At 65.0% G+C, this 21,728-nt stretch carries 18 protein-coding genes and 1 pseudogene; 3 read left to right on the top strand and 16 right to left on the bottom strand.

What is annotated here, in order from left to right; translation table 11 throughout:
* Window positions 1-6: 6 nt before the first annotated feature.
* From surE to ACVILL_RS31870, 12 genes and pseudogenes are all read right to left on the bottom strand, one after another.
* Complete coding sequence (gene surE / locus ACVILL_RS31925) at window positions 7-774, bottom strand: 5'/3'-nucleotidase SurE (RefSeq protein ID WP_456732693.1); 768 nt, start codon at window positions 772-774, stop codon at window positions 7-9.
* A 76-nt stretch (window positions 775-850) separates the two neighbouring features.
* On the bottom strand, window positions 851-1,765 hold the full coding sequence (locus tag ACVILL_RS31920) for a hypothetical protein (protein ID WP_456732692.1): 915 nt from the start codon (window positions 1,763-1,765) through the stop codon (window positions 851-853).
* A 16-nt stretch (window positions 1,766-1,781) separates the two neighbouring features.
* On the bottom strand, window positions 1,782-3,113 hold the full coding sequence (gene serS / locus ACVILL_RS31915) for a serine--tRNA ligase (protein ID WP_456732691.1): 1,332 nt from the start codon (window positions 3,111-3,113) through the stop codon (window positions 1,782-1,784).
* A 183-nt stretch (window positions 3,114-3,296) separates the two neighbouring features.
* Window positions 3,297-4,094, bottom strand: a complete 798-nt coding sequence (gene tatC, locus ACVILL_RS31910) for a twin-arginine translocase subunit TatC (protein ID WP_456732690.1) — start codon at window positions 4,092-4,094, stop codon at window positions 3,297-3,299.
* On the bottom strand, window positions 4,091-4,612 hold the full coding sequence (gene tatB, locus ACVILL_RS31905) for a Sec-independent protein translocase protein TatB (protein WP_456732689.1): 522 nt from the start codon (window positions 4,610-4,612) through the stop codon (window positions 4,091-4,093). The genes tatC and tatB overlap by 4 nt, the downstream gene beginning before the upstream one ends.
* A gap of 160 nt (window positions 4,613-4,772) precedes the next feature.
* Entirely contained in the window at window positions 4,773-5,006 is a 234-nt protein-coding gene (locus ACVILL_RS31900) for a twin-arginine translocase TatA/TatE family subunit (protein ID WP_456732688.1), read from the bottom strand.
* Window positions 5,007-5,172: 166 nt separating this feature from the next.
* Window positions 5,173-6,051 (bottom strand): annotated as a pseudogene (gene scpB, locus ACVILL_RS31895) (SMC-Scp complex subunit ScpB); the annotation flags it as partial.
* Between the two features lie 22 nt (window positions 6,052-6,073).
* Window positions 6,074-6,895, bottom strand: a complete 822-nt coding sequence (locus tag ACVILL_RS31890) for a segregation and condensation protein A (RefSeq protein WP_028332137.1) — start codon at window positions 6,893-6,895, stop codon at window positions 6,074-6,076.
* Window positions 6,892-7,914: a beta-N-acetylhexosaminidase gene (gene nagZ / locus ACVILL_RS31885; protein ID WP_456732687.1), complete on the bottom strand. Its 1,023-nt coding sequence runs from the start codon at window positions 7,912-7,914 to the stop codon at window positions 6,892-6,894. The genes ACVILL_RS31890 and nagZ overlap by 4 nt, the downstream gene beginning before the upstream one ends.
* Window positions 7,915-7,960: 46 nt before the next feature.
* Complete coding sequence (locus tag ACVILL_RS31880; protein ID WP_456732686.1) at window positions 7,961-9,430, bottom strand: SPOR domain-containing protein; 1,470 nt, start codon at window positions 9,428-9,430, stop codon at window positions 7,961-7,963.
* Window positions 9,431-9,548: 118 nt separating this feature from the next.
* Entirely contained in the window at window positions 9,549-11,345 is a 1,797-nt protein-coding gene (gene argS, locus ACVILL_RS31875) for an arginine--tRNA ligase (RefSeq protein WP_456732685.1), read from the bottom strand.
* 9 nt (window positions 11,346-11,354) lie between these two features.
* A complete protein-coding gene (locus tag ACVILL_RS31870) occupies window positions 11,355-12,563 on the bottom strand; it encodes a deoxyguanosinetriphosphate triphosphohydrolase (protein WP_456732684.1) in 1,209 nt (402 codons plus the stop codon).
* Between the two features lie 107 nt (window positions 12,564-12,670).
* Between ACVILL_RS31870 and erpA the strand changes: the two genes are divergently transcribed.
* Window positions 12,671-13,000 carry an iron-sulfur cluster insertion protein ErpA gene (gene erpA / locus ACVILL_RS31865; protein WP_021081206.1) on the top strand — a complete coding sequence of 110 codons (330 nt, stop codon included), beginning with the start codon at window positions 12,671-12,673 and terminating at the stop codon, window positions 12,998-13,000.
* Window positions 13,001-13,060: 60 nt separating this feature from the next.
* Here the strand turns inward: erpA and ACVILL_RS31860 are convergent, their stop codons facing one another.
* Both ACVILL_RS31860 and ACVILL_RS31855 read right to left on the bottom strand, forming a co-directional pair.
* Window positions 13,061-16,189, bottom strand: coding sequence for an efflux RND transporter permease subunit (locus tag ACVILL_RS31860; RefSeq protein WP_456732683.1), 3,129 nt, complete (start codon window positions 16,187-16,189; stop codon window positions 13,061-13,063).
* 3 nt (window positions 16,190-16,192) lie between these two features.
* A complete protein-coding gene (locus ACVILL_RS31855) occupies window positions 16,193-17,326 on the bottom strand; it encodes an efflux RND transporter periplasmic adaptor subunit (RefSeq protein ID WP_456732682.1) in 1,134 nt (377 codons plus the stop codon).
* Window positions 17,327-17,551: 225 nt separating this feature from the next.
* Here ACVILL_RS31855 and ACVILL_RS31850 point away from each other — a divergent pair, with 225 nt between their 5' ends.
* Both ACVILL_RS31850 and xth read left to right on the top strand, forming a co-directional pair.
* The gene (locus ACVILL_RS31850) at window positions 17,552-18,022 is read left to right on the top strand and encodes a GNAT family N-acetyltransferase (RefSeq protein ID WP_456732681.1); all 471 of its coding nucleotides are present in this window, start codon (window positions 17,552-17,554) and stop codon (window positions 18,020-18,022) included.
* Entirely contained in the window at window positions 18,019-18,816 is a 798-nt protein-coding gene (gene xth / locus ACVILL_RS31845; protein WP_456732680.1) for an exodeoxyribonuclease III, read from the top strand. Before ACVILL_RS31850 ends, xth begins: the two co-directional genes overlap by 4 nt.
* A 52-nt stretch (window positions 18,817-18,868) precedes the next feature.
* On the opposite strand, the gene ACVILL_RS31840 is transcribed toward xth, so the two are convergent.
* Both ACVILL_RS31840 and ilvD read right to left on the bottom strand, forming a co-directional pair.
* On the bottom strand, window positions 18,869-19,708 hold the full coding sequence (locus tag ACVILL_RS31840; protein ID WP_456732679.1) for a tetratricopeptide repeat protein: 840 nt from the start codon (window positions 19,706-19,708) through the stop codon (window positions 18,869-18,871).
* Window positions 19,695-21,419, bottom strand: a complete 1,725-nt coding sequence (ilvD, locus tag ACVILL_RS31835; RefSeq protein ID WP_456732678.1) for a dihydroxy-acid dehydratase — start codon at window positions 21,417-21,419, stop codon at window positions 19,695-19,697. The genes ACVILL_RS31840 and ilvD overlap by 14 nt, the downstream gene beginning before the upstream one ends.
* Between the last annotated feature and the right edge of the window lie 309 nt (window positions 21,420-21,728).

Here is a 21,728-nt window from a genome sequence, read left to right as displayed (position 1 = left end):
CGAAGGTCATTTCAGCGTCGCGGTCAGCGTTTCCGAGAACGCCTCATCGGTGCGGTCGAGCCTGAGCGGCGTCACCGAGACGTAGCGCGCGGCAAGCGCGGCGAGATCGGTGCCTTCGGCCGGCGCGTCCATCATCGCCGCGCGCTCGAAGCCGATCCAGAAATACGGATTGCCGCGTCCGTCGTGTCGGCGATCGATCTTCAGGAAACCCTGATTGCGCTTGCCCTGCCGCGTGATCCGGATGCCCTTGACGTCGTCGGGCATGCAGGACGGAAAGTTGACGTTGATGACGGTGTTCCTCGGCACGCCTGCGCCGATCACCTTGCGGATGATGTCGGGTCCGAATTTCAACGCGGTGTCCCACAGCGGCGCGTTGCGGGTCTCGATCGAGAATTCCTGCGACAACGCGAATGACGGAAAGCCCAGGATGGTGCCTTCCAGCGCGCCGGCGATGGTGCCGGAATAGACCACGTCCTCGGCGACGTTGCGGCCCTTGTTGACGCCGCTTAGCACGAGATCCGGCAGCTTGTCTCCGAGAATGTGGCGCGCGCCCATGATAACGCAATCGGTCGGCGTCCCACGCACCGCGAAATGACGCGGGCTGACCTCACGCAGACGCAGCGGATCGTTGAGCGATAGCGAATGCGAAACGCCGGACTGATCGAGCTCGGGGGCAACGATCCAGACATCATCGGACAGCGCACGTGCGATCTGCTCGACGACCTGCAGGCCTGGAGCATGGATGCCGTCATCATTGGTGCAGAGAATTCGCATCCGTCAAAGGGCCTTTTCCGATTCGACGCAGGTTTCTTGACCTGCGGTTTCTTGAGTTGATTGCCGTCTTAACCGGCTAGGGGCGCGGAGGCAAACCGGGCCCGCGCCATCTGGGCGATGCCACACGCCACGGACGCACAAATCTGCCGCTGCCGGCGATCTTGCGCTCGAACACCGGCCAGGCCGGTCTGGCTCGCGCCGCCGGCGGCGGATTCCGGACGACCACGACGGCGGGTGTCGGCACGGACGGCGCCGGCTTGGCCGGTGCCGTCTCGCGAACTTCGGACTTGAGAGCTTCGGACCTGAGGGGCTCCACCTTCGGAGCTTCAGGCTTGGCAACACCAGGCTTGGCAACACCAGGCTTGGCCGCGACAGGTTCGGCAGTGACAGGTTCGGCAGGCTCAGCTCGGGCCGGTTCAACCTTGAGCGGTTCAACCCTCCGGGCATCAGGCCCGGGCGGATCGTGCGTGACCGGTGAGGGTTGTTGAGTTTCAGGCTTGGGAGGCTTCGGAAGCTCCGATTTGGCGCTCTCGGACCTGATGGGCTCGGCTCTGCGAGGCTCGGGCCTGGGCGGTTCGGCCTTGGGCGGCTCCGGCGCGGGTGCCTCGGCAGGCTTTGCGACCGGCGCCGGTGCAGCCGATTTCGATTTCAGCCGGGCCAGCAGTTCCTCGATCGAGGGCACCGATGTCGCGTCAAGCGAAGCGCGCGGCGCGGGCGGCGGCGTCCGCACCGGAGGCGCCGGCGCCGCAACCGATGGCGGCAGACCGGCCGGCGCCAATTGGGCGAACTTGCCGCGCGCGATCTCCAGTGCCTTGTCGAAATCGGGCCTGTCGACCCAGGCCTTGGTTTGCACCTCGGTCACGCGCGCTTCCCACAAGCGCGCGGCCTCGATGTCGTAGTAGCCCATCTGCTTCTGGTTGATGAGCTGCAGACCATGGCCGGTGACCGCCCATTGTCGGCCAAGCCAGTGGATGTCACGGTGCAGCGGCATCACACTGGCCCTCGCTCTACATACCGTGCTCGATGACCTTGAGCCCGCCCATATAGGGCTGCAGCACATCGGGCACCGCGATCGAACCGTCCTGCTGCTGGTAGGTCTCCATCACGGCGATCAGGGCGCGCCCGACCGCCGTGCCGGAGCCGTTCAGCGTGTGCACGAAGCGCGGCTTGCCGTCGGGGCCGCGGGAGCGCGCGTCCATGCGGCGGGCCTGGAAATCACCACACACCGAGCAGCTCGAAATCTCGCGATAGGCGCCGCCATCACCCTGCCCCGGCATCCACACCTCGATGTCGTAGGTCTTCTGCGCCGAGAAGCCCATGTCGCCGGCACACAGCGTCATCACGCGATAATGCAGGTCGAGCTTCTGCAGAACCTGCTCGGCGCAGGACAGCATGCGCTCGAGCTCATCCTTGCTGGTTTCCGGCGTCGTGATCGACACCAGCTCGACTTTTGTAAATTGGTGCTGCCGGATCATGCCGCGCGTATCGCGTCCGGCCGCGCCGGCTTCGGCGCGGAAGCACGGCGTCAGCGCGGTGAGCCGCATCGGCAGCTCTTTCTCGTCGAGGATGGATTCGCGCGCGAGATTGGTCAGCGAGACTTCGGCGGTCGGAATGAGACCCAGGCGTTCGCTGCGCAGATCGGCATTGGGTGTCGCGAGCAATTCGCCCTTGATCGCCCAGAACTGGTCATCCTCGAATTTCGGCAATTGCCCGGTGCCGAACATCACGGCGTCGCGCACCAAGAGCGGCGGATTAATCTCCGTGTAGCCGTGCTCGCCGGTGTGCAGGTCGAGCATGAACTGCCCGATCGCACGCTCGAGCCGCGCCAAGCCCTTCTTCAGCACGACGAAGCGCGCGCCGGACAGTTTCGCCGCCGCCTCGAAATCCATGTAGCCGAGCGTAATGCCGAGATCGTCGTGCAGCTTCGGCGCAAAGCCGTAGTCGCGCGCCTTGCCGAATACGTGGTGCTGGACGTTACCGTGCTCGTCGGTGCCGTCGGGCACCTCGTCGAGCGGCAGATTGGGGATCGACGACAGCTCCTTCGTCAGCTCCTCGTCGGCCGTCTTCGCCGCAGCCTCGAGCTCCGGCATCGTCGTCTTGAGCTCGGCGACCTCGGCCATCAGCTTGGCCGCGCGCGCCTCGTCCTTTGCCTTCTTGGCGTCGCCGATCTCCTTGGACGCCGCATTGCGCCGCGCCTGGGCCTGCTCGGACGCCAGGATCGCAGCACGCCGTTTCTCGTCGATCGCCAAGAGCGACGGCGACAGGGGCCCAAGCCCGCGGCGTTTCAAGCCGGCGTCGAAGGCTGTCGGGTTGTCGCGGATCGCTTTGATGTCGTGCATAGGTCAGTCCTGGCGGGCTAGGCGTTGATAAACAACGGTCATGTTGTCAATCAACGTTCCACTACCACTGCCAAGGCGGGCGATCCAGTATTCCAGAGGCGTCCATATCTGACGGAGGAGCCGCAGCGCACCCGATACCCCGCTTTCGCGGGGTACGACACCGGGTATGTGGCTTAAGCCACCCTACTCGGCCGGATTGGTCGCCCCGGACGAGGCGCTCGAGGTCGCGGCCTTCTTCTCCACGATGCGGACCGCGATGATGGCGCCCTCATAGAGCGCGAGCAGCGGGACCGCGAGCGACGCCTGGCTCAGCACGTCGGGCGGCGTCAGCACCGCGGCGATGATGAAGGCGATCACAATGAAGTAGCGCCGCTTCTCCTTCAGCATCTTCGAGGTGACGATGCCGATACGGCCGAGCAGCGTCAGGATCACCGGCAGCTGGAACGCGATGCCGAAGGCGAAGATTAGCGACATCATCAGCGAGAGATATTCGCCGACCTTGGGCAGCAGCTGGATCTGCGCCGTCTCCGCGCCGCCGGCCTGCTGCATGCCGAGCGAGAACCGCACCAGCATCGGCAGCACGACGAAATAGACCAGCGCCGCGCCCATCACGAAGAACACCGGGGTCGCGATCAGGTACGGCAGGAAGGCGTTGCGCTCATGGCGGTAGAGGCCGGGCGCGACGAATTTGTAGATTTGCGTCGCCACGATCGGAAACGAGATGAAGCCCGCGCCGAACAAAGCGAGCTTCAGCTGGGTGATGAAATATTCCAGCAGCGCGGTGTAGATGAACTTCGAATTCTCGGGTCCCGCGATCCAGACGAACGGCCAGACCAGCACGTTGTAGATCTGCTTGGCGAAGAAGAAGCAGATGATGAAAGCCACGCCGAAGCCGAGCAGCGCCTTGATCAGCCGCGAGCGCAGCTCGATCAGATGATCCATCAAGGGGGCCTTTGAGGCCTCGATGTCTTCGTCGCTCATGACGCCCTCGCGTCCTTGAGCACGTCGGGCTGTGCCGCCGTCGCGTCCTGCGGCTCAGGCCCGGGCTTCACCTCATTGGTGATCGCGAGCGGCTCGCCGGTAGCTGCGTGCGCCTCGGCCTCGACGAAGGTTTCCGGCGTCGGCTCGACCGGCGTCGTCGGCGTGACCGGCGTGTCGCTTGACGTCACCGGCGCGTCGATCGCGGAGGCGACCTGGGCATCGACCGGCTTGTCGATCTGCAGGGCGTCGCTGACGTCCTTCTGCAGCGAGGTCATGATGTTGCCGCTGGTGATGCCGGTTGCGGCTTCCTTGACCTCGTCAAAGCTCTTCTTGAGGTCGGCCATCTCGGCCTCGCGCATGGCTTCCTGGAACTGGCCCTGGAATTCGGCGGCCATCTTGCGGGCCTTGCCCATCCATTGCCCGACCATGCGCAGCACGCCCGGAAGTTCTTTCGGGCCGATGGCGATCAGCGCGACGACCGCGATGACGACCAGTTCACTCCACCCGATATCGAACATGAATTCTTCCGCCTAAGCGCGCCGCCATCGGCCCCATCGCTCCTGACAGGATCTGGGGCTGCCGGCGCCTTTTCTCAATCGGCGTCCATAGCGCGTCTGTGCGACGGCGTCACCGTTTCGCGCAAAGAAAAACGTCGAAATATGCGTCAATACAAGCGCGTTAGACGGCCTTGCTGCCGACGTCCTGGCGCGCGGCCGACGGCGACGCATTGTGATCGATCGACTTGGTGGGCTCGGTCTTCTCCGCGACCTTGTCGTCGTCCTGCATGCCCTTCTTGAACGCCTTGATACCCTGGGCGACGTCACCCATCAGGTCCGAAATCTTGCCGCGTCCGAACAGCAGCAGGACCACTGCGATCACGACGATCCAGTGCCAAATGCTAAGCGAACCCATCCTGCAACCCTCCAGAAATGGCCGGTGGACCGGCCTGAACATGGCCGGAAGTTAGGCCCGCGGGGTGTCAAAAACAAGGACCTCTGCCGCGGCAAATCGCTGTCGCAGCTACGTAATATTGCTAGGCTTAACCGGGAATATTTGAGGGCTACTCGCCCTTCTCCTCGGCGCCGTCGTGATCGCCCGCATCGGCGGCGCGCTCATCCGGCTCATCCGCCTCTGGTTCGGCGGCATCCACCTCGACGGCAGCTTCCGCCTCGGCCTCGGCAACCGTTTCAACCTCGGCTGTCGTTTCAACCTCGGTAGCCGCTTCGCTCTCGGTCTTCGGTTCCTCAGTTTCCTGCTCGACGGCCGGCGCCAGCAGCAGTTCCAGCGTATCGCCGGGCTCGAGCGCCTCCTCGTCCTCGCGCAGCGCCGCATCATCAGACGGCGACGGAACGGAGAAGCCGGTCGGCAGCCGCGAGTCGAGCAGACCCGTGCCCTTCAGCTCCTCGAGCCCCGGCAGGTCGCCGAGCGCTTCGAGGCTGAACTGCGACAGGAAGCCGTCGGTGGTTCCGAAGGTCAGCGGACGGCCCGGCGTCTTGCGGCGGCCGCGCGGGCGGATCCAGCCGGTCTCCAGCAGCACGTCGATCGTTCCCTTCGAGGTGACCACGCCGCGAATCTCTTCGATCTCGGCGCGGGTCACCGGCTGGTGATAGGCGACGATCGCGAGCACCTCGATCGCGGCACGCGACAGCTTCCTTGTCTCGGTGCTCTCGCGCGTCATCAGCCACGACAGATCGCCGGCGGTGCGGAACGTCCACTTGTTGGCGACCCGAACCAGATTGACGCCACGCGGCGCGTATTCGGCCTGCAACTGCGCCAGCGCCGCCTTGATATCGACGCCGTCGGGCATCCGCTTCGCGAGCGTTGCCTGATCGATCGGCTCGGCCGACGCAAACAACAGGGCTTCCAGGAGCCGCAATTCCTCAGGACGCGCCACCGGATCCATAGGAGAAACCTCCTCCTCGAGCTCTTCTCTGCGCACTTCCGCCAAGCTTGCCATGGGCTTGCTCTCCTTCTTCCACTTACTCAACCGACAGGTCCGGCGCGGCCATTGCGGCTTGCGCTTGACGCTTTCGGAAATAGATCGGCGCGAACGCCTGCTTCTGGTTGATCTCCATCTCGCCTTCGCGAACCAGCTCGAGAGCCGCGGCGAAGCTCGATGCGAACACCGTCGCTTTCTGGGTCGGATCGGCGACGTAGTTCATCAGGTACTCGTCGAGGCAACTCCAGTCCTCGGCGATGCCGACCAGCCGCTCCAGCGAGGCGCGGGCTTCGGCGAGCGACCACACTGTCCGCTTGGCCAGATGCACCGAGGTCAGCACGCGCGACTGGCGCTGCGTGGCATAGGCCGACAGCAGGTCGTACAAGGTCGCGGTGAACTTCGGATGCTTGATCTCGGCGATCGATTCCGGATTGCCGCGCGGAAAGATATCGCGCTGGAACTGCGGCCGGTTCATCAGCCGGTTCGCCGCCTCGCGGATCGCCTCCAGTCGGCGCAGCCGGTTGGCGAGCGCCGTCGCCATTTCCTCGGCGCTCGGCCCCTCTGCGCTCGGCGGCTCGGGCAGCAGCAGCCGCGACTTCAGGAACGCAAGCCAGGCCGCCATCACCAGATAGTCGGCCGCAAGCTCGAGACGGATCTTGCGCGCCGCCTCGATGAACGAAAGATATTGATCGGCGAGCGCAAGGATCGAGATCTTCGACAGGTCGACCTTCTGCTGCCGCGCCAGCGTCAACAGCAAGTCCAGCGGGCCCTCATAGCCCTCGACGTCGACCACCAGCGCCGGTTCGCCCTCGGCGAGGTCGGCCGGCCGCCCGGTATCAAACGATAGAATTTCAGCGGTCATGCCGTCCCTACCCGATCCAACAACGCATCCAGTTCAGCCCGTGCCGCCTGCCGGTCGAGCGGCTCAGGCGGCTTCCGCGCGGCGAGCGCGGCCTCGGCGCGCTCAAGCGCCTTGCCGGTCAGTTCCGGCGTCTCGCGCGCGACCTCGCGCATCTCGTCGATATTGCCGTTGCAGTGCAGAATCATGTCGCAACCGGCGGTGACGATGGCGCGGGTCCGTTCGGCAATCGATCCGGCCAGCGCATTCATCGACACGTCATCACTCATCAACAAACCCTGAAACCCGATCAGGCCGCGAATCACCTGTTCGATGATTGTCGCAGAAGTCGTCGCCGGATGGGCGGGGTCCAGCGCGCTAAACACAACATGTGCAGTCATGGCCATCGGCAGGTCGGCAAGCGGCCGGAACGCGGCAAAATCGGTTCGTTCCAACTCGGCATTGGCCGTATCGACCGTCGGAAGCCGGAAATGGCTATCCGCCGTGGCCCGGCCATGGCCGGGGATATGCTTGAGAACCGGCAGCACACCGCCCTGTTCCAGCCCGTCCGTGACTGCCCGCGCAATGGCCGCGACCTTGCCCGGTTCGGTTCCATAGGCCCGGTTGCCGATCACCGCGTCGGCGCCGGCCACCGGAACATCGGCCAAAGGCAGGCAATCGACCGTGATGCCGAGGTCGATCAGGTCGGCCGCAATCAGCCGCGAGCTGATCCGGGCGGCCGCAAGGCCGAGCTTCGGATCGAGGTCGTAAAGTGCGCTGAAGCTCGCGCCAGGCGGATAGACCGACCAATGCGGCGGGCCGAGCCGCTGCACCCGCCCACCTTCCTGGTCGATCAGGACCGGAGCGTCGGCAACGCCGCCAGCGGACCTGAGTTCCCCAACAAGAGCCGCCACTTGGGCAGGACTCTCGATGTTGCGCTTGAACAGGATGAAGCCCCATGGCCGCTCGGCGCGAATGAATTCGCGTTCAACGTCATTGAGGGTCAGCCCGGATACGCCCGTGATGAATGCGCGGTTCGTCATCCGGCCGATTAGGCCGTATGCAGCTCACGGGTCAAGGAAACCGCCTTTAATTTCTTTGGATGAGGCACTGCGGCCCACCCGCCGACATCAGGCTCCGGCACACTTGGTTCGCCTCTTCCGATGACGCAAACGGGCCGGCGAAGGCGCGGTAGTAGACGCCCTTCTCGCCGAGATCGACGCGTTTCACCACCAAGGGCTGCGAACCGAGCACATTGCGGTATTTGCCCTGCAGCGTCCGATAGGACGACTGCGCATCGGCCTCGTTCTTCTGCGACGACACCTGAACCAGATATCCGCCGCCGCCAACCGAGGCGGTCGAGGTCGATGCCACCCTTGTCGGAGGCGCGGCGGGCGCCGGGTCGGGCTGGCCCGGAGCGAGCGACATCGGTGCGTTCGCGCTGGCATTGGCCGCAGCCGGGTTGCCGCGCGAAATCGGCGGCTTCGCAGCCGGAGGCTTGGTCGCCGTGGCGGTCGCGGCGGGCGCGCCATCAGGTCCATCGCCCTTGACCGAGAGGGTGCGGATCTTGCGCGGCTCGTTGTTCGGCAAGGTTCCGTTCGCGGTGAGCGGCGCCGGCGAGGGCTGCGCCGTCTGCACGCTGGCGGCCGGCGGCGGATTGGCATTGGCGTTCAGCGGCGGAAACACCACGCGCGGTCCGGCGGTCTTCGAATTGACGTCGACCGGGGTCTCTTCACGCGACACGATCTTCTCGGTGCCGTCGCCCGGCGCCATGCGATCCGGCATCTTGGCCGGCGCATCGGCCTGGGCCGGCATCACCTTGGTCGGCGTGTTGTCGGCCTTGATGATCGGCGGCTCACCTGTGCGGGGCGAGCCGACATAGTTGCGATACGCGAGGGCACCGCCGGTGCCGACCACCGCAAGCGCCACGACCGCGGCCACCGTCATCAGCCCGCTGCTTCGCCGGCGCGGCTCGGGCTCCTCTTCCTCATAGCCCTGATAGGCATAGGGATCGTCCGGATAGGCCGGCTCGCGCTGCAAATCCTGCTCGCCGGCTTCCAACTGGCCGTACAGCGCGTCGTCGTAGCGCGACGGATCCTGGCTCTGACCGCCGCTCTGATAGGACGGCTCGTCGTCGAAGGCCTCGGGCTGTTGCCGCGGGGGCTCGACCGGCCGATAGGTTGCGACCTGATCGGGCGCGGGCTGCGCCTGCTGGGTCGCATAACGATGCAATGGATGCACCGGCCTCGGCTGGTAGTCCTGCTGCTCAGGCTCTTCGTACTCGGTGTGCTGCACCGGCGGCGGAGCGACCGCCTCCTGCCGCGCGCGCTGCATCCAGGGCGGCGGGCCGGCGGGCGGCGTATCGTCCTCGTCCGCCTGCGGCTCATACTGTTGCGGCCGCGCATTGGCGCGCGATTGCAGCGGCCGCGGCGGCGGCTTGTTGGCGGTGCCGAATGGATCCGTCTGGCCGATCAGCCGGGCCAGTTCGGCAAGCGGATCGCCCTCGGCCTTGGGAGCCGTGTCGGCGGGAAAATGTCGGTCCTGATATCGATCAGCCATTGTGATGATGCATCCCCTTCGGGACAGCGCCAAGATCGCCGGCACAGCCGGTCCGAACGAGTTGGCCCCTGCCAGATGCCCTCACAAATCCCCACTCGTGAGGGCCAAATGCCCCTACCTACCGCATCTCGGTTGGAGCCTGGACGCCTAGAACAGCTAAGCCCGATGCCAGAACCGAGACGACGCCCTGAACCATTGCCAGTCGCGCCCTCGTGACTTCTGCATCATTATTGATAATGAAGCGTAAATAGGGCAAATCGCGCCCCTTGGTCCAAAGCGCATGAAATTCACTGGCCAAATCATAGAGATAAAAAGCGATTCGGTGCGGCTCATGTGCCACCGCCGCAGCCTCGATCATCCGTGGATAAAGCGCAAGCCGCTTGAGCAGGTCAAGCTCGGCCGGATCGATTAACCGTTCCACCGTAGCACTACGGAGATACGCCAACCGTGCCTCGTCTGTCTCCGGCAAATCGGGAACCGCTTCCTCTCGCGCGTTGCGGAAGATCGAATGGCCGCGGGCGTGACCGTACTGGACGTAGAAGACGGCGTTGTCTTTGGACTGCTCGATCACCTTGGCGAGGTCGAAATCGAGCACCGCGTCGTTCTTACGGAACAGCATCATGAACCGCACCGCGTCAGAGCCGACCTCGTCGACCACCTCGCGCAGCGTGACGAACTCGCCTGACCGTTTCGACATCTTCACCGGCTCGCCGTCGCGCAACAGCTTCACGAGCTGCACGATCTTGACGTCGAGCACGGCCTTGCCCGCGGTCACCGCCTTCACCGCCGCCTGCATGCGCTTGATGTAGCCGCCGTGATCGGCGCCGAACACGTCGATCAGGTTGGTGAAGCCCCGCTCGAATTTGTTCCGGTGGTTAGCGATGTCGGAGGCGAAGTAGGTGTACGAGCCGTCCGACTTGATCAGCGGACGATCGACGTCGTCGCCATAGGCGGTGGCGCGGAATAGCGACTGCTCGCGGTCTTCATAATCCTCGACCGGTTTGCCCTTCGGCGGCGGCAGGCGGCCCTCATAGATGTCGCCCTTGGCGCGCAGGAAATCGATGGTCTCGGCGACCTTGTTGTTGCCGGACATGATCAGCGAGCGCTCGGAGAAGAACACGTCGTGATGGATGTTGAGCGCGGCGAGATCGCCCTTGATCATGTCCATCATCATGGCGATGGCCTTGTCGCGCACGATCGGCAGCCACGCGGCTTCCTTCATCTCGCGCAGTTTCTCGCCGTATTCCCTGGCGAGCGCCTCGCCGACCGGCACCAGGTAATCGCCGGGATAGAGCCCTTCCGGAATCGCCCCGATGTCCTCGCCGAGCGCCTCGCGGTAACGCTGGAACGCCGAGCGCGCCAGCACGTCGACCTGGGCGCCGGCATCGTTGATGTAATATTCGCGGCAGACGTCGAAGCCCGCAAATTGCAGCAGGCTGCACAGCGCGTCGCCGAACACGGCGCCACGGCAATGGCCGACATGCATCGGCCCGGTCGGGTTGGCCGAGACGTATTCGACATTGACCTTCTCGGCCTTGCCGATGTCGCTGCGTCCGTACGCTGAGCCGGCCGCCAGCACGGCGCGCAACGCATCGGCCCAGACCTGCGGTTTCAAGGTCATGTTGATGAAGCCGGGCCCGGCGACATCGACCGAGGCCACCAGCGCGTCGGCGCGCAGCCGCTCGGCGATCTTGTCGGCGAGTTCGCGCGGCTTGGCCTTGGCATCCTTGGCGAGCACCATCGCCGCATTGGTCGCCATGTCGCCGTGGCTGGCATCGCGCGGCGGCTCCACCACGACGCGGGACAGGTCGATGCCGGCGGGCCAGTTGTCCTCGGCGGCGACAGCGGCACAGATCGCGTGCACGCGCGTCAGCATGTCGGCAAAAAGGTGTGATGAAGCAGTGGTGTCGGCCATGGCAGGGCGCTAACGCAAATCCGGGGTCGAGTCAAAAAGCCTTTGGTGTTCGATCAGGGCGAAACGGTCGGTCATCCCAGCAATGAAATTGCCGATCCGCCTGTTCCGCGCGCCGGCGGTCTCGTGCACGCTGCCCTCGATCCATTCCGCCGGCAGGTCGCCGGGCGATTGCCGGTAGCGCTCAAAGAGATTGCGGACCACCTGCTCCGCCTCCCGCATGACCAGCATCACCCGCCGGTGCCGATACATCCGCCGGAACAGGAACGCCTTGATCGCCGCCTCCTGCTCCGCCACCTCCGGCGGAAACGCGATCAGCGGCGCATTGTGGCGGCGCACGTCCTGGGCCGATTGCGGCTGGGCGGCCGCGAGACGCCTGCTCGCCTCGTTGAAGACCGCGCTGATGAAATGTGAGATCAGCTCACGCACCAGCTCGGCGCCGCGCCGGACCTCGTCGAGCACGGGATAATGGCGGTCGATCTCGGCGATGATCTCCGATGTCAGCGGCATTTCCTTGAGGTCGTCGACGGCGAACAGGCCGGCGCGCAGGCCGTCGTCGATGTCGTGGGCGTCATAGGCGATGTCGTCGGCGAAGGCCGCGATCTGGGCCTCGAGCGAGGCATAGCTCCACAGCTCGAGGTCGTAGGTCTTGTTGTAGTCGGCGATCCCGACCGGAATGCCGCTTTGCAGATAGCGGCCGGCCGGCGCGCCGTTGCGTTCGGTCAGCGGGCCGTTGTGCTTGACGATCCCCTCGAGCGATTCCCAGGTCAGGTTCAGCCCGCCGAACTCGGGGTAGCGATGCTCCAGCGAGGTGACGACCCGCAGCGCCTGCGCATTGTGGTCGAAGCCGCCGTCATCTTTCAGGCAGTCGTCGAGCGCCCGCTCCCCGGCATGGCCGAACGGCGGATGACCAAGGTCGTGCGCGAGCGCCAGCGTCTCGGTCAGATCCTCGTCGACACCCAGCTGGCGCGCCAGCGCGCGGGCGATCTGCGCCACCTCCAGCGAATGGGTCAGCCGGGTGCGGTAGTGATCGCCCTCGTGGAAGACGAAGACTTGGGTCTTGTGCTTGAGGCGGCGGAACGCGGTGGAATGGATCACCCGGTCGCAGTCGCGCCGGAACGGGCTCCGGGTCCGGCTCGGCGGCTCCACCGCCAACCGGCCACGGCTACGGTCGGGATCGCAGGCATAAGGCGCACGGGGGGCAGCCATTCCGACCGACACGGTATTTTAGTCCTTATCCATTTGATTCCATGGTCCGACGCACTTAACTATGTCTGAGGCGGCCTACCAAATGAAATGGGTATGACGCTGTCTACCGGAGACCGACCATGACTGCTGCCATCACCGTCAGCGAACGGGCCGCCCGCCGTATCGGGCAGATCCTCAGCAAGGAAGGCGACGGCGCCAAGCTGCGCATTTCCGTCGAAGGCGGCGGCTGCTCCGGTTTCCAGTACAAGTTCGACGTCGAGCGCACCCAGGCCGATGACGACCTCGTGATCGAGCGCGACAGCGCCGTGGTGCTGATCGATCCGGCCTCGGTCCCGTTCCTCGCGGGCTCGGAAGTCGACTTCGTCGACGACCTGATCGGCGCCTCTTTCCGCGTCGTCAATCCGAACGCCACCGCCTCCTGCGGCTGCGGCACCAGCTTCTCGATCTAACGCCCAACGCGCTCACGGGTTTCTCGACACGAACCGGACTCCGGTTCGTGGAGGGCGCTGCTATTCCGCCGCCACCACCTGCGGCCGCTCGACGTCGCTATCAGCCTCCGCCTGCGGATCGAGCCTGCGCCGCAGCCTGCGGTCGATGCGGTCGAGATAGATGTAGATGACCGGCGTGATGAACAGGGTCAGCAGCTGCGAGACGCAGAGGCCACCGACCACGGCGACGCCGAGCGGCTGACGCAGCTCGGCGCCGGCCCCTGCCCCGAGCGCGATCGGCAGCGTGCCGAAGATTGCCGCGAATGTCGTCATCATGATCGGGCGGAAGCGCAGGAGCGCCGCCTCGCGGATCGCATGCTCGGCGCTCAGCCCGACGCGGCGGCGCTCCAGCGCGAAGTCCACCATCATGATGGCGTTCTTCTTGACGATGCCGACCAGCATCACGATGCCGATCATCGCGATGACAGATAGCTCCATCCCGAACAGCATCAGTGTCAGGATCGCGCCGATGCCGGCCGACGGGAGGCCCGAGATGATCGTGATCGGGTGGATGAAGCTCTCGTAGAGAATGCCGAGGATCACGAAGGCTGCGAACACCGCGGCGAGGATCAGGACGCCCTGCCCGCGCAGCGAATCCTGGAACACCTGCGCGGTGCCGGAGAAGCCGGTCGCGATCGTCGGCGGCAAATTCGCATTCTGCTCGAGTTCGGTGATCTTGTCGACCGCGTAGCCGAGCGAATTGCCCGGCGCGAGATTGAACGAGATCGTCACCGCCGGCTGCTGGCCCTGGTGATTGATCTGCAGCGGCCCGACCGTCGGCACCAGCTTAGCCACCGCATCCAGCGGAATCGTCTGTCCGTTCGCGGTCTTCACGTAGAGCTTCGAGAGATCGGACGGATCGACGCGGAACCGCGGCTGCACCTCCAGGATGATCTGGTAGTCGTTGGAGGGCATGTAGATGGTGCCGACCTGCCGCGCGCCGTACGCGTTGTAGAGCTGGTTGCGGACCTGGTCGACGGTGACGCCGTAGACCGCCGCCTTCTCGCGGTCGATGTCGACCGTCATCTGCGGGTTCTTGATGTAGAGGTCGGTGGTGACGTCGAGCAGGCCCGGGATCTTCTCGATCTTGTCGCGCATCTCCGGCGCCAGCCGGTACAGCGACTCGGTGTCGCCGCTCTGCATCACATACTGATACTGGCTCTTGGAGATGCGCCCGCCGATGTTGAGGTTCTGGACGCTCTGGAAGAACGCCTGCATGCCCGGGATCTCGCGCGCCTTCTGGCGCAGCCGCCCGATCACGACGGTGGCGTTGTCGCGGGTCTTCTGCGGCTTCAGCGCGATGAACAGGCGGCCGTAATTGGTGGTCGGATTGGGGCCGCCGGAGCCGACGGTGGAATTGATGTAGTCGACCGCCGGATCGGTCCGCATCACCTCGACCAGCGCCTGCTGGCGCACCTTCATCGCCTCGAACGAGGTATCGGTCGCCGCCTCCGTGACGCCGATCAGGAATCCGGTGTCCTCCTGCGGGAAGAAGCCTTTCGGCACGATCATGTAGAGATAGATGGTGCCGCCGAGCGTCGCGAGCGTGACCAGCAGCATCAGGGCCTTCTTGGCCAAGACCCAGTCAAGCGCCCATTCGTAGGCCCGCAGCCAGGCTTCGAACATCGCCTCGAACGCCCGCAGCACGATGTTGGGCCGCTTGGTCGCATCATGGGCGCGCAGCACGCGGGCGCACAGCATCGGCGTCAGGGTCAGCGACACGAAGCCGGAGACGATGATGGCGACCGAAATCGTCACGGCGAACTCGCGGAACACGCGGCCGACGATGCCGCCCATCAAGAGCACCGGGATGAACACCGCGATCAGCGAGAAGGTGATCGAGATGATGGTGAAGCCGATTTCGCGGGCGCCCTTCAGCGCCGCCTCGAACGGCTTCATGCCGTGCTCGATGTGGCGGACGATGTTCTCCAGCATGACGATGGCATCGTCGACCACGAAGCCGACCGAGAGAGTCAGCGCCAGCAGCGTCATGTTGTTGATGGAATAGTCCAGCGCGTACATCGCGGCGCAGGTGCCGAACAGCGAGATCGGCACCGCCAGCGCCGGGATGAAGGTCGCGGACGCCGAGCGCAGGAACAGGAAGATCACGAGGATCACGAGCCCGATCGCGATCAGCAGGGTCTCCTCGACGTCGCTGACCGCCTGCCGGATCGAGACCGAGCGGTCCATCATAACCTGCATGGTCACCGAAGGCGGGATCGCCGCGCGCAGCGACGGCAGTTTTGCGAGGACGGCATCGACCACCGCGACCGTGTTCGCGTCGGGCTGCTTCTGGATCGCGAGCACGATCGCCCGCTCGTCATTCATCCAGGTCGCGATCTTGTCGTTCTCGACGCTGTCATAGACCTTGGCGATCTCGTCGAGCCGGACCGGCGAGCCGTTGCGCCAGGCGACATAGATCTGGCGGTAGTCGGCCGCCTTGTCCATCTGGCCGGAGGCCTGCAGCGCGACGTCCTGCTTGGGGCCGTTCAGGGTACCGACCGGCGTCGAGGAATTGGCGCGCGACACCGCGGCGCGGACATCCTCCATCGAGACGCCGCGGGCGGCCGCGGCCTCAGGGTCGGCCTGGACGCGGATCGCGAATTTCTGCGCGCCGTAGATCAAGACCTGGGCGACGCCCGGCAGCTGCGACAGCGCCTGCCCGATCGTGATGTCGCCGTATTCATTGACGCTCGACAGCGGCAGCGTCGCCGACCCCAGCGAAACGAACAGCACCGGGAAATCCGCCGGGTTCACCTTCCGGAAGCTCGGCGGGATCGTCATCTCGATCGGCAGCCGACGCTGCGCGATGGTCAGCGCGGTCTGCACGTCGAGCGCGGCGGCATCGATGCTGCGGTTGAGGTCGAACTGGATGGTGATGACGCTGGTGCCCTGCGACGAGTTCGAGGACATCGAGGAGATGCCGGCGATGGTCGAGAGCTGGCGCTCGATGATGCCGGCGACCGAGGCGGCCATGGTGTCGGCGCTGGCGCCCGGCAGGGTCGCGGTGACCGCGATGGTCGGGAAATCCACCTTGGGCAGCGCCGAGACCGGCAGCAGGCGGAAGCCGAACACGCCGAACGCGATGATCGACGCCGTGATCAGCGTCGTCATGACCGGGCGGCGGATGCAGAGCTCGGAGAGCGTCATCGGTCAGGCTCCGGCCTTGCGCGCCCGCGGTTCGACCCGCGATCCCTCCGACAGCAAGAGCTGGCCGTCGACGACGACGCTTTCATCGCCCGCCAATCCGTCAGCAATCACCGATGAGCCCTGAAAGGTGCGGTCGACCTTGACCGGCTGGACCCTGGCGACGCCGTCCCTGACGACGAAAACGAAATTGCCGTTCTGGCTGCGCTGGACTGCAACCGTCGGCACCACGACGGCGTCCTCGCTGCGGATGATCAGCTTGGTCTGCACGATGGTGCCGGGCCACAGCGTCTCGCTGGCATTGTTCATGATGCCGCGCACGGTGACCATGCCGGTGGTCGCATCGACGGCGTTCTCGACCATCGCAACCTTGCCGCTCTCGGAGCGCTGGTGGCCCGGGATGGTCGCGATCACCTTGGAATCGCCCTTCCCCATGGCATCGCGCAGATCGACCAGCGCACGCTGGGGGATCGCGAAGGTGACGTAGACCGGCGCCATCTGGTTGATGACGGCGAGCGGCTGGGTGTCGGCGGGACGCACGAAGTTGCCGACCTTGACATTGGCGGCGCTGATCCGCCCCGCGAACGGTGCGCGGATCACGGTGTAGCTCTTCTGGACGCGGAGATTCTCCAGCGCGAACTGGTCGGCCTTGATGGTGCCGATCAGGACGTCGGACTGGGTCTTGGCGTTGTCGAGATTGACCTGGGTGGTCGCGCCCTTGCCGACCAGTTCGGTGTAGCGGCGGAGGTCGCGCTGCGCGCCCTCGAGCTGGGCCTGGTCACGCGCCAGCACGCCCTCGGCCTGCTCGATCTGGGCGTCGACCTGCCGCGCGTCGAGCATGAACAGCAGGTCGCCCTCATTGACCCTGGCGCCGTCCTCGAAATGAACCGAGACGATGGTGGTTTCCAGTCGCGACTTCAGCGCCACGCTCGAGATCGGCGTGACCGTTCCGATTGCGTCGACATCGACCGGAACCGATCGGCGCTCCGCCTTGGCCAGATCCACCGAGACCACGCGTGGCCGCGGCGTCCCTTGCGCGGTGGCGGGACCGCCACCCATCCATGAAGAGCGGGTCATGTAGGCCGCCCCGGCCGCAATGCCGAGAACGGCGACAGTCAGAACCAAATTGCGTTTTTTCATAAGTTTTGCACGTGCGCCACAGGCCACCCTTGAAGGCCGGGACGCGTCGTCACTCCCCCGTCGGCAATTGTTACGCCTTGTTTCCGGACAGGGTTAGCACAGGCGGACAGCCCATGGTATGCCACATAAGTGAAATAGTGCGGCCCTTGGTCCTGTCCTCGGCGTGCGTATCGCCGGACGTTCGGGCGTACCATTTGCCCTGCAGGCCTTCCGAATCGTCACCTCATGTCCGCCTCAGTCCTCATCTGCCCCTGGGAACAAGCCCGCGAACGCGCCGCTGCGATCCGGTACCACGTCTTTGTCGAAGAACAGGGCGTGCCGGTCGAACTGGAGTGGGACGACATGGACATTGCGAGCTGGCACGCGCTGGCGTTGACTGACGAAGGTACCGCCGTGGCGACGGGCCGGTTGCTGCCCGACGGCCATATCGGTCGCATGGCCGTGCTCAAAATGGCACGCGGCACCGGCGTCGGCGCCCGGGTGCTGGACGCTCTGATGGCCAAGGCGGCCGAACTCGGCTATCCCGAACTGATCGTCAACGCGCAGACGCACGCGATACTGTTCTACGCGCGCGCCGGGTTCGAACGGGTCGGCGACGAGTTCGACGACGCCGGCATCCCACACATCGAGATGCGGAAACGCTTGGCCCAGGCGGGACGCGAACCCCTCAATGAGATGATAAAGGACTCCCGATGACCGTTCGCATCGCCACCTGGAACGTCAACTCGGTCCGGCAGCGGATCGAGCTCCTGGTCAGTTGGCTCAAGGAGTGCTCCCCCGACATCGTCTGCCTGCAGGAGATCAAATGCGTCGACGACGCGTTTCCGCGACTCGAGGTCGAGGCGCTCGGATATAACGTCGTCACCCACGGCCAGAAGACCTTCAACGGCGTGGCGCTGCTCTCCAAGCTGCCGTTCGACGAGACCAAATCGGGCCTCGCCGGCGACGACGAGGACGCCCACGCGCGCTTCCTCGAAGGCGTGGTTACGCTGAAGCAGGGCGTGGTGCGGGTGGCGTGTCTTTATCTGCCCAATGGCAATCCGGCCAATACCGACAAATACCCCTACAAGCTCAAATGGATGTCGCGGCTTCTTGAGTACGCGAAGGAACGGCTTAAGGCCGAGGAGCCACTGATCCTGGCCGGCGACTACAACGTCATCCCGGCCGCCCGCGACGTCTACAATCCGCCCGCCTGGGCCGATGACGCCCTGTTCCGGCCTCAGACCCGCGAAGCCTTCCAGTCGTTGCTCGGCCTCGGCCTGACCGACGCGCTGCGCGCGGTCAATGACGAACCCGGCCAGTACACCTTCTGGGACTACCAGGCCGGCGCCTGGCAGAAGAACTGGGGCCTGCGCATCGACCATCTCCTGATGTCGCCGCAGGCCAGCGACCGCCTGATCGATGTCGGGATCGACAGCTATGTCCGCGCCTGGGAGAAGCCGTCCGACCATGTGCCGGTCTGGGCCGATCTCGATTTCGAGACCGCCTGAGCCTCGCCGGCCAGCGATTGCCGGCCGTCCGGGATATCAGTCCCGGCGGCCTCTAATCGCGACGACCCTGCACCCAGTGCTCAAGCATCTGCAGCGCCATCGCGCGATCGTCCTCGGAGGCCTTGGCGATCGCCCGGTTGTAGCTTTCCTTGATCCAGGCCTCGTCCGGCGTCGCGCTGTCGCGCGCCAAGGTCAGCCACATCAGGCCACGGGCCCGCTGCGGCGGCAGCCGGTCGCCGTTGAACAGCATCTGGCCAAGCAACGCCTGCGCCTGGTGCTGGCCCTTCTGGGCGGCGAGCCCAAGCCAGCGTGCGCCATAGCGGAAATCGTCCCGCGAGGCGTCCGGCGTCTTCAGGTACAGCCGGGCAAGGTCGTACTGGGCGTCGGCGTTGCCGAAATAGGACGCCGCATAGGAGAACATCTCCCGCGCCCGCTCGGTATCCACCTTCACCTTGGAATTGGGAATGCCGCTCAGATAGTAGCGGCCGAGCGCCACGAAGGCGTTGGCCACGATCGAGGCCTGCGGCGCCGACGGCGAGTCCTCGGCATGCGCATTGGCGATCCGGCTGAAATATTCGAAGGCGCGCATGTCGTCCTGGATGACGCCGTCGCCCTCGGCGTACATCTTGCCGAGCTTCCACTGCGCCACGGGATGACCGCCCTCGGCCTGATACTGCAACGTGCTGAAAGAGGAGGTCGGCGACGTTGCGGTCGGCGTCACCGGCGCTGTGCCGGCCCGCTTCAGCGCGGCGGCCGTCCCCGGCTGCGGGGAAACCACAGGAAGAACCGTATCCTGTGGGCTGACCGGCGCGCCGTCGAATCCGAATCCAGGGCCCGCCACCGGAATGGCCCCTAACGCAAACGCCAATATCGTACGCCTAAACGTCCGCATAACACTGTTTCTCGTACGCGCCACCCGGATGGGTGACTGCGCCATCCACCGCCCGCCCCACTTGCTCGGCGTACTTCCACAGCGCACCAGATGTATGGTTCGTCGCGCGAGGGGCCCATTTGGTCTTACGATTTGCGAGCTCGGCGTCGCTCAATTTTACGTTAAGGGTGCCGGCGACCGCATCGATCTCGATGATGTCGCCGTCTTGCAACAACCCGATCGGCCCGCCGACGGCCGCTTCAGGTCCAATATGTCCGATGCAGAAGCCACGGGTGGCGCCGGAGAACCGGCCATCGGTGATCAGGGCAATCTTGCCGCCCATCCCCTGCCCGGTCAGCGCCGCCGTGGTCGCCAGCATCTCCCGCATGCCGGGACCGCCCTTCGGCCCCTCGTAGCGGATCACGATCACCTCGCCTTCCTTGTAGGTGCGCTTCTGCACCGCCTCGAAGGCGTCTTCCTCGCGGTCGAAGCACCGGGCCGGACCGGTAAACCTCAGGTTGGACATTCCCGCGACCTTCACGATCGCACCCTCCGGAGCGAGATTACCCTTCAGACCGACAACACCACCTGTCACGGTGATAGGCTTGTCGGCCGGCCGCACCACATCCTGGTGCGGATTCCATTTCACGCTTTTGAGGTTTTCGGCGATCGTTCGGCCAGTGACGGTCAGGCAATTCCCGTGCAAGTGGCCATTGTCGAGCAGCGTCTTCATCAGCAGCGGAATGCCACCTACTTCAAACATGTCTTTGGCAACATAACGGCCGCCCGGCTTCAAATCCGCGACGTAAGGAGTCTTTTTGAAGATTTCGGCAACGTCGAACAAATTGAATTTAATGCCGCACTCATGGGCGATGGCCGGCAGGTGCAGCGCAGCATTGGTCGAACCACCTGAGGCTGCAACGACAGCTGCAGCATTCTCAAGGGCTTCGCGGGTGACGATGTCGCGGGGCCGGATGTTTTTCTCGATCAGCTCCATCACCTTCTCGCCGGCGGCGGCACAGAAGGAGTCGCGGATCTCGTAGGGTGCCGGCGCCCCGGCCGAATACGGGAGGGCCAAGCCGATCGCCTCGGAAACGGTCGCCATGGTGTTGGCGGTGAACTGGGCGCCGCAGGCGCCCGCCGACGGGCACGCCACCCGCTCGATCTCGTCGAGGTCCTCGTCCGACATGGCGCCGACCGAGTGCTTGCCGACCGCCTCGAACATGTCCTGCACGGTCACCGGCTGGCCGCGGAAATTGCCCGGCAGGATCGAGCCGCCATAGATGAAGATCGAGGGCACGTTGAGCCGGACCATCGCCATCATCATGCCCGGCAGCGACTTGTCGCAGCCGGCGAGCCCGACCAGCGCATCATAGGAATGGCCACGGACGGTCAGCTCGACCGAATCGGCGATGCATTCGCGCGACGGCAGCGACGAGCGCATGCCGTCATGGCCCATCGCGATGCCGTCGGTCACGGTGATGGTGCAGAACTCGCGCGGCGTGCCGCCGGCCGAAGCCACGCCCTTCTTCACCGCCTGCGCCTGGCGCATCAGCGAAATGTTGCAGGGAGCAGCTTCATTCCAACATGAAGCAACGCCGACAAAGGGTTGATGAATCTGGGCTGTCGTCAGTCCCATCGCGTATAGATAGGAACGATGCGGTGCGCGCTCGGGGCCCTCCGTCACATGACGGCTCGGCAGCCTGCCCTTGATGCTCGTCTTGGCGTCCATCGCGACCCTGTTCCGACGCTCTTTTCCCGCGCTCTTTCCTCCATCAACGCCGGAACCCGTAAAAATGTCCCGTCGTCGGAGCGCTGGATATTCAGCTTGGTGAACATCCTTTCATGTCAGGGTGTGGCTAAAAAGCGGCGCGACCACGGATGGGCTGCTTTTAGGGTTAAATGTTCAGATACCGTTGCAGAAGCGCAACAATCGTGGCTCTGGCGCAACCATGTATTACCGGTCCTTATGGGAACCTGACGCGCGGCCGACGGGGTGGTCAGCAAGAAAGTTCCAGCAGCCGAACTCGTCCGAGTTGTG

It is taken from the genome of Bradyrhizobium sp. USDA 3364, from assembly GCF_054056355.1.
This window is presented reverse-complemented; position numbering and strand designations above follow the sequence as displayed.